General features: G+C 64.3%; 8 protein-coding genes and 1 pseudogene (1 of these 9 cut by a window edge). 3 read left to right on the top strand and 6 right to left on the bottom strand.

Annotated elements, in window-relative coordinates:
* The 6 genes from erpA to BDD21_RS09785 form a co-directional block, all read right to left on the bottom strand.
* Window positions 1–258, bottom strand: partial view of an iron-sulfur cluster insertion protein ErpA gene (erpA, locus tag BDD21_RS09810; protein ID WP_120797027.1) — the 5' portion only. Its footprint begins 93 nt before the window's first position; the window shows 258 of its 351 coding nt (coding positions 1–258); it begins with the start codon at window positions 256–258; its stop codon lies beyond the left edge, outside the window.
* A gap of 136 nt (window positions 259–394) precedes the next feature.
* Window positions 395–1,156 (bottom strand): DUF6776 family protein, encoded by a 762-nt coding sequence (locus BDD21_RS09805; RefSeq protein WP_120797026.1) that lies wholly within the window; start codon window positions 1,154–1,156, stop codon window positions 395–397.
* Between the two features lie 92 nt (window positions 1,157–1,248).
* Window positions 1,249–2,280 (bottom strand): N-acetyl-gamma-glutamyl-phosphate reductase, encoded by a 1,032-nt coding sequence (argC, locus tag BDD21_RS09800; RefSeq protein WP_120797025.1) that lies wholly within the window; start codon window positions 2,278–2,280, stop codon window positions 1,249–1,251.
* 109 nt (window positions 2,281–2,389) lie between these two features.
* Window positions 2,390–2,767, bottom strand: a complete 378-nt coding sequence (locus BDD21_RS09795) for a HesB/IscA family protein (RefSeq protein ID WP_120797024.1) — start codon at window positions 2,765–2,767, stop codon at window positions 2,390–2,392.
* Between the two features lie 81 nt (window positions 2,768–2,848).
* Entirely contained in the window at window positions 2,849–3,334 is a 486-nt protein-coding gene (locus BDD21_RS09790) for a DUF5063 domain-containing protein (RefSeq protein ID WP_245969503.1), read from the bottom strand.
* Between the two features lie 143 nt (window positions 3,335–3,477).
* Entirely contained in the window at window positions 3,478–3,642 is a 165-nt protein-coding gene (locus BDD21_RS09785) for a rubredoxin (protein WP_007191431.1), read from the bottom strand.
* A gap of 223 nt (window positions 3,643–3,865) precedes the next feature.
* Here BDD21_RS09785 and thiD point away from each other — a divergent pair, with 223 nt between their 5' ends.
* The 3 genes and pseudogenes from thiD to hemL all read left to right on the top strand — a co-directional run bounded on the left by thiD (window position 3,866) and on the right by hemL (window position 6,570).
* Window positions 3,866–4,657: a bifunctional hydroxymethylpyrimidine kinase/phosphomethylpyrimidine kinase gene (gene thiD, locus BDD21_RS09780; protein ID WP_120797022.1), complete on the top strand. Its 792-nt coding sequence runs from the start codon at window positions 3,866–3,868 to the stop codon at window positions 4,655–4,657.
* Window positions 4,654–5,238 (top strand): annotated as a pseudogene (thiE, locus tag BDD21_RS28255) (thiamine phosphate synthase); the annotation flags it as partial. The gene thiD and the pseudogene thiE, both read left to right, overlap by 4 nt.
* Window positions 5,239–5,286: 48 nt before the next feature.
* A complete protein-coding gene (gene hemL / locus BDD21_RS09775; protein ID WP_211335195.1) occupies window positions 5,287–6,570 on the top strand; it encodes a glutamate-1-semialdehyde 2,1-aminomutase in 1,284 nt (427 codons plus the stop codon).
* Window positions 6,571–7,270 lie beyond the last annotated feature (700 nt).

Here is a 7,270-nt window from a genome sequence, read left to right as displayed (position 1 = left end):
GATCTCGGAGCCCATTAGATACTGGAGGCTCATGGGGTCAACCAGCAAGGTGACGCCGTCCGTAACGACCTCGGTGTCGCCGTCCTGGATCTCTTCATCGAACGTAAAGCCGTATTGGAAGCCCGAACACCCGCCCCCCTGGATGTAAACCCGGAGCATCAACGAAGGGTTACCCTCCTCGGAGATCAATTGAGCCACCTTGGACGCGGCGGAGGTGGTAAAAACCAGCGGTAAATCAGCGGCAACGTCAGTCGTCATAACAGTTGGCTCTCGGGTTGAGGAGATTAGGAGTCTTATCCTATGCTCTCCGTCGGTTTTTTCAAGCGCGCAAGACCGGTCGGCGAGTCAGTCGACGCGTGAGACCTCTCGGGTCAGCAATCCGGTTCAAGTCGCATCAAGTCCTTTTAGACAACGCCTCCTCGGGCGAGCCGCTTGGCGACGGCGCCTCGATCGTCGGTGCCCAGGGGAAGGATTCCGACGTCGGTATCAAGCGGTCGTCGGACGGCTCGACCCCGATCAGAAGACCGGTCGGCTCGAAATCGCCGGGGAGCTCGAAGGTCCCCGACAGACTTTGGAGATATTCGAGCGCGATCGGAAGGGCTCGCGGCGCTGCGCTCGGGAGGTCCTCGAGCGACAGCGTCGCCGCACCGCTTGGGTTCCGCCCTTCGATCTCGAATCGAATGTGCCCGGTGGACTCCGAGAATCCCGGCACGACCTGGGTCAGCGTGAAGGCATAGCGAAACGTCTTGGGGGTCCCTGCGGAGACGATGCGCAGGTCATGAACCCGAATTGCACCGCGCTGGCCGTCCTGGACCAGCCGCTTCAGATACGAAAGCTCCCGACTCAAATCCAAGCGGGCCTCTTGCGCTTCCTTGAGTTGATCGGTCAGCGCGCGCGCCGTCTCCCGCTCGATTTGGCCACTGCGCTCGGAAATCACCCGTTCGCGCAGCGCGGCTGCCAGCTCGTCTCGCAGCACATCGCGCTGCGCAATCAAGTCAAGGCGCTCCCTATCGAGCGCAACCAACTCCGGCTGCACGATCGACGTCACACGCTCCTGGCCAAGCTCGAACCCTGCCCAAAGCGCCGCAGCCAAGAGAACGGCATAGAAACCGCCCGCCAGCAGCCGATAGGAGAGGCGCCGCAATGACTCAGGCATGGGAATCGAATGATCCCGGACCGAAGGACAGAGCACTGGACCGCTTGCACATCGGCTCACCCGGCGTCGTCGGACTCAAACGGGCCTGGCCCTCAGGGTAGGAGAGCCAACGCATCCAGCCCGGCCGATTCGTCGATGCCGAACATCAGATTCATGTTCTGAACCGCCTGCCCTGCCGCGCCCTTCACCAGATTGTCGATCACGGACTGGACAACGACCACACCGGAGTCACCTTGGCGCGTCGCCGCCATCCGGCAGAGGTTTGCACCACGCACCGAGCGGGTATCCGGATGCGCCCCGCCCGGCATCGGATCCACGAAGGGCTCGTTCGCGTAATAGGTCGAGAAGAGGTCGTCGAGATCAACGTCGGGTCGGGTCAAGCGCGCATAGAGCGTCGCCTCGATCCCACGGATCATCGGGACCAAATGGGGCACGAAGGTCAGATTCAGTTCCGCACCGGAAAAGCGTTCCAGGTTCTGGCGGATCTCCGGAGCATGTCGATGCCCGGTGACGGAATACGCCTTGAAGCTTTCGCCGACCTCGGCCATCAACAAACCCGTCGTCGCCTTGCGCCCGGCACCGCTCACGCCGGACTTTGCATCGGCAATCAACCAGGTCGGGTCGACCACACCGGCGGCGAGCAGAGGCAGAAACCCGAGTGTCACTGCCGTCGGATAGCAACCCGGATTCGCCACCAGTCGTGCGCCGCGCAAGTCATCCCGGTTGAGCTCCGGCAACCCGTAGACCGCCTCGGCCAAAAGCTCGGGACAGGCATGAGGCATGCCGTACCAGGTCTCCCAGAGACCTGGATCCTTCAGACGAAAGTCGGCAGCCAGATCGACCACACGCACGCCGCGCCCGAGCAGATCCGGCACCGCCTTCATGGCCGTTCCGTTCGGCGTGGCGAAAAAAACGAGGTCGCATTCAGCCAGCGCGCCATCGTCGGGCACGGTGAACTCGAGATCCAGCCGTCCCCGCAGATGAGGAAACATCTCGGCAACGCGGATCCCTGCCTCGCTCCGCGACGTGATGACCGCCAGCTCAGCAGCGGGGTGCCGTGCCAAGATCCTCAAGAGCTCCGCACCCGTATATCCCGTGCCGCCGACGATTCCGACCCTCACCATACCGACTCGACTCCAAACGTGCGAAAAACAGAACGCGATCCTCTATCGCCCCAACGAAAAAAGCGGCATAAGCCGCTTCTCGTTTCGAGGCGACACAAGGCTTTCGGGATCAGGAGCAGCCGCCGCCCGAGGACGACGATGACCCGCAAGAGCCGCAGCCTCCGCCGCCGCCGAGCTGCGGAAGATTGTTGAAGACGAAGGTCGCGTTGCCGTCGCCTTGATCGACGAAGTCGATCTCGACACCGCGCAGATAGGGCAGCGTACCGTCGTCGACTACGACCTTGAAGCCGTCGAATGCCAAGACGCCGTCGTCGTCGTTGATGGCGTCGGTGAAGGTCATCCCGAAACTGATGCCGCTGCAGCCCCCGGGCGTCGCAAACACACGCACGCCTTGCACGTTGTCGTCGACTTGCTCGAACAGATCGGCCATCTTCGCCTGAGCCGGCGCGGTCAGCGTCAGCTCTATTTCATTCAATACCGCGGACATAGGAATCGACCTCTTGACAAATCGGTTTAACGCGGGAGGTTAGCAGAAAACCCGACCATTATACTACCGCAAGATTAAGGGTCAAAGGTCGAGCCGACCTTGCGCGGCGAGCAGGGCGAGGTGGCGCTCGGCATCGACGAGATGTTGGCCCCAGTGACGATCGAACCCGTAGGCCCAGCCCCTCAAGGCGCGCTCGGGGTGACATGCATAGAGCCCGAGTCCGGATTTCAGCTCGCAATAGATGTCGGTCAGATCGTCCGCCAAGCTCCCGGTCATCCCGTCGGCGCCCTCGCTGGCCCGATCGAACTCCAGCCAATAACCGTCGCGATCGGCGAGCCGCCGACGCAGGCGCCAGAACAGCTCGAAGCGCGCATCCAGATCCACCGCGCTCATCGGAAAAACGCCCGAAACCGGGGCCGACACCGAGGAGATGGCTGCCTGCAGACGCGGCAGAAGGCTCGCGACATCCCACAGCCAACGCCGACGGTGCTCGTCCGTAGACGCCTCGATGAGATCGCAATACCGCCTGGCGAGCCCGGCAACCTCAAGGCCCTCGAGTCCGCTCACCTGTCGTTCCGCAATCGCGTCCATGCCAAGGAGTGTAGACGAGAAAATCGGCAATGCGCGGGAACTACCGAGCCCGTGATTCCCGTCGGATTCGCCCATCGAGCCGCTTCTCGGCGTCGCTGGATCTTCAAAATCACGGTACATCAGACCTCGACCATCTCGAAGTCGTCCTTCCCGGCACCGCACTCGGGACACTTCCAGTTGAGCGGAACGTCCTCCCACCGCGTCCCGGGCGGGATATCGTCGTCGGGCCAACCCTCGGCCTCGTCGTAGATCAAGCCGCAAATCACACACATGTAGGTCTTCATCAGGTCGCTCCGTCGCGGTTCCGGCCCCCGGCGCGAGGGTGTGTCGGGATCGACATCCATAATCGCACCGGGGTTTAATGGGCTCCAATGGTCGGGCGGGTCGACTCGGATTTCAACGAAGCTCGGGCGAATCATCTCCGAGGTTCCGCGGAACCCACTCCGCGGCGGCGCGGAACGGCCCCATCCGACCGCACATGCCGGCTGCACAGAAGAGACTCCTCCCATGCGTACCCTCAACGACCGACCCGTCGTCCTCTGCGTCGGCGGCCATGACCCGAGCGGCGGAGCGGGTATTATTGCCGACGCCGAGGCCGTGCGGGCTGCGGGCGCCTTCCCGGTCACCGTGATCAGCGCACTGACCGAGCAAAACACCTGCGGGCTTTCGCGCATCTATCCGCAAGCCCCGGAGCACGTCGAAGGGCAGTGCCGCGCTCTCTTGCGCGACTGCAGCCCGAGCGCACTCAAGATCGGGATGATCGGCAGCGCCCCGCTGATCGACCTGCTCGGCGCCCTGATCGACGAAAACCCCGATCTTCCGGTCGTCCTCGACCCCGTGCTGGGCAGCGGCGCCGGACAACGGGTCGCGGACGCCGCCGTGGTGGATCGGTTGCGCGTGGGCCTGATTCGTCGCAGCACGCTCGTCACGCCGAATCTGCCGGAGGCGCAAACCTTGACCGGTGCACTCGATCCAAGCGAGTGCGCGACGCGCCTACTCGCGCTTGGCGCAGGATGGGTTCTGATCACGGGCACGCATGACGACACGGCCGACGTCACCAATTGGCTGTTCAACGCCGATGGTCTTCAACAACGCCTGGACTGGCCGCGCTTGCCCGGCGACTATCACGGTTCGGGCTGCACGCTGGCGAGCGCGATCGCCGCCCGCCTCGCGCTCGGGGCGACAATGCAGGAGGCCGTCGCCGAAGCCCAAGCCTATACCTGGGAGAGCCTCGATCGGGCGCTCCGGACCGGCCGCTGTCAACTGACACCGAATCGTCTTTACGCACTCGACCGATGACACACCTCGACGGACTCTATTTGATCACCCCGGATACCGCGGAGGCCCCCGGCGTCCTCGCCGAGCAGGTCGCGCAGGCCATCTCGGGCGGCGCCAGGCTCGTCCAATATCGCCAAAAGGGCCGGGATCGGCAGCTGCGACGCGCCCAAGCCGCCGCGGTCCTGGGCGTGTGCCGTGTCGCCGGGGTGCCCTTCATCGTCAACGACGATGTCGAACTCGCCGCCGATATCGGCGCCGACGGGGTGCACCTCGGCCGCGACGACGGCGACCCGATCACGGCCCGGCGACGCCTGGGAGACGACGCCATCATCGGCGTCTCCTGCTACGATGACATGGCCCTCGCCCGAGCCGCCGAGCGGGCCGGTGCGAGCTATGTCGCCTTCGGAAGTTTCTTCCCATCAGCCACCAAACCGCATGCGGTGCGTGCATCCGTGGAGCGTCTGAGCGCCGCACGCGACAGCCTTCGAATTCCCGCGGTTGCGATCGGCGGGATCACGCCACAAAATGGCGGGCTATTGATCGCGGCGGGCGCCCGGATGTTGGCGGTCGTGACCGGTGTCTTTGCGCAGCCGGACCTCGCCGCCGCGGCGCGCGCCTATGCCTCACTTTTTGTCGACGGAGACCCCCCGATGAGCCGATCCCATGATCTCTTCCAAGCCGCGCAGCGCCATATCCCCGGCGGCGTGAACTCGCCGGTGCGCGCGTTTCGCGGCGTCGGCGGCGATCCGGTCTTCTTCGACAGCGCCTCCGGGGCCTACGCGATCGACGCCGACGGCAAGCGCTATGTCGACTATGTCGGCTCCTGGGGCCCCATGATCCTCGGACACGCCCATCCGCAGGTCATTGCGGCCGTGCAGGAGCGCATCCAGAAGGGCCTCTCCTTCGGCGCCCCGACCGAGCTCGAGACGACCATGGCCGACCGGGTCTGCGAGCTGGTTCCGAGCATGGACATGGTGCGCATGGTCAGCTCCGGCACCGAGGCGACCATGAGCGCCCTGCGTCTGGCTCGCGGCTACACGGGTCGCGACAAGGTGATCAAGTTCGAGGGCTGCTACCACGGCCATGTCGACTCGCTGCTGGTCAAGGCCGGCTCCGGGGCACTGACCCTCGGCGAGCCGAGCTCCCCCGGCGTGCCCGCGGCCTTGGCCGAGCTGACCATTACCCTGGCCTACAACGACCTGGAACAGGTGCGCGAGACCTTCGCCGAGATCGGCAGCGAGATCGCCTGCATCATCGTCGAGCCGGTCGCCGGCAATATGAACTGCATCCCGCCCGTGCCGGGATTCCTCGAAGGGCTGCGTGAGATCTGCGACCAATACGGCACCGTGCTCATCTTCGACGAGGTCATGACCGGTTTCCGTGTCTCGCGCGGCGGCGCCCAGGAACTGTTCGGCGTCACCCCGGATCTGACCGCGCTCGGCAAGGTCATCGGCGGCGGCATGCCGGTCGGCGCCTTCGGCGGCAAGCGCGAGATCATGTCCCGCATCTCCCCGCTCGGACCCGTCTATCAAGCCGGCACGCTCTCGGGCAACCCGATCGCGATGGCCGCCGGCCTCAAGACGCTGGAGCTGCTCAGCGAGCCCGGCTTCTACGACCGCCTGAGCGCCACCACGGCGCAGCTCCTCGCCGGTCTGCAGGCACGCGCCGATGCCGCGGGGATCCCCTTCAGCACCAACCAAGCCGGCGGGATGTTCGGACTCTTCTTCACCGGCGAGAAGGTCACCAATTACGAGCAGGCGACGACCTGCAATCAGGATCAGTTCAAGACCTTCTTCCATGCCATGTTGGAGCGCGGGGTCTATTTGGCGCCTTCGGCCTTCGAGGCCGGCTTTGTCTCGATGGCGCATGGCGAGGCCGAGATTCAGGCGACGCTGGATGCGGCCGAGGAGAGTTTTGCCCTGATCGCCCGCTAAACGGCTGCTAAACCGCGCCCGGCGCGACATGCGCCGTTCGTGACTCGGCTCGGCGCTGGTGCGACCCACCGGCGCCGGAGTCGGCGCGGTTTAGGAATTTAGGAGATTGTTTTTTACAGCGCCGAGCACGGGCTGCTCGGTGATTGATCGAGCCAGGAATCCCATTCCAACGGCCCCGGGGTACTTGCGATACCCGTGAGCATCCTGACGTATCCTGCTCGACCCGACGGCCGGTATCCTCGTCAATCCGAAGGTCCGCTGGCTCGCTCATCCCCGTACATATGCCATCCGCAACTCGACGGCCTTGCTCGCAGCCAATCCCTCGCCATCCCGGCACCGCATGACATAAGGCATCGTTCGTAGCGATGTGCATAGCGGCACGTGGCGCAGAGCGCCAAGGGCATGCGTGACACCGCAAAGCGGTGTCACGAGTCCCTGAAGGTTTGGGTGGCCGGTCGAATGAACGCTGCCCGACCTAAGTATCCTTGGGCTTTGTCCGGACCGCGCGCCCCAAGCGCGCGGTCCGGACAAAGCCCGAGTGCGGATTGCAAATTCTCATCACCCGCACTAGTGTTGCATCGCAGCAAATACGCAGAAGCCTTCCGGTCTTAAACCGCGTCCAGAGCGAGATGCTCATTGTCGAGTGAACTCGACGGTTGGTGCATCTACAGCCATTAGCGGAGACGCGGTTTAAAATGAT

It is taken from the genome of Thiocapsa rosea (genome assembly GCF_003634315.1).
In the GTDB taxonomy this organism is placed as follows: Bacteria; Pseudomonadota; Gammaproteobacteria; order Chromatiales; family Chromatiaceae; genus Thiocapsa; species Thiocapsa rosea.
This window is presented reverse-complemented; position numbering and strand designations above follow the sequence as displayed.

Excerpts from the sequence above, each read along its gene's own strand:
- BDD21_RS09805 (WP_120797026.1), bottom strand. The coding sequence starts at position 1,156 with ATGCCTGAGTCATTGCGGCGCCTCTCCTATCGGCTGCTGGCGGGCGGT.
- argC (WP_120797025.1), bottom strand. The coding sequence starts at position 2,280 with ATGGTGAGGGTCGGAATCGTCGGCGGCACGGGATATACGGGTGCGGAG.
- BDD21_RS09795 (WP_120797024.1), bottom strand. The coding sequence starts at position 2,767 with ATGTCCGCGGTATTGAATGAAATAGAGCTGACGCTGACCGCGCCGGCT.
- BDD21_RS09785 (WP_007191431.1), bottom strand. The coding sequence starts at position 3,642 with ATGAAGACCTACATGTGTGTGATTTGCGGCTTGATCTACGACGAGGCC.
- thiD (WP_120797022.1), top strand. The coding sequence starts at position 3,866 with ATGCGTACCCTCAACGACCGACCCGTCGTCCTCTGCGTCGGCGGCCAT.
- hemL (WP_211335195.1), top strand. The coding sequence starts at position 5,287 with ATGAGCCGATCCCATGATCTCTTCCAAGCCGCGCAGCGCCATATCCCC.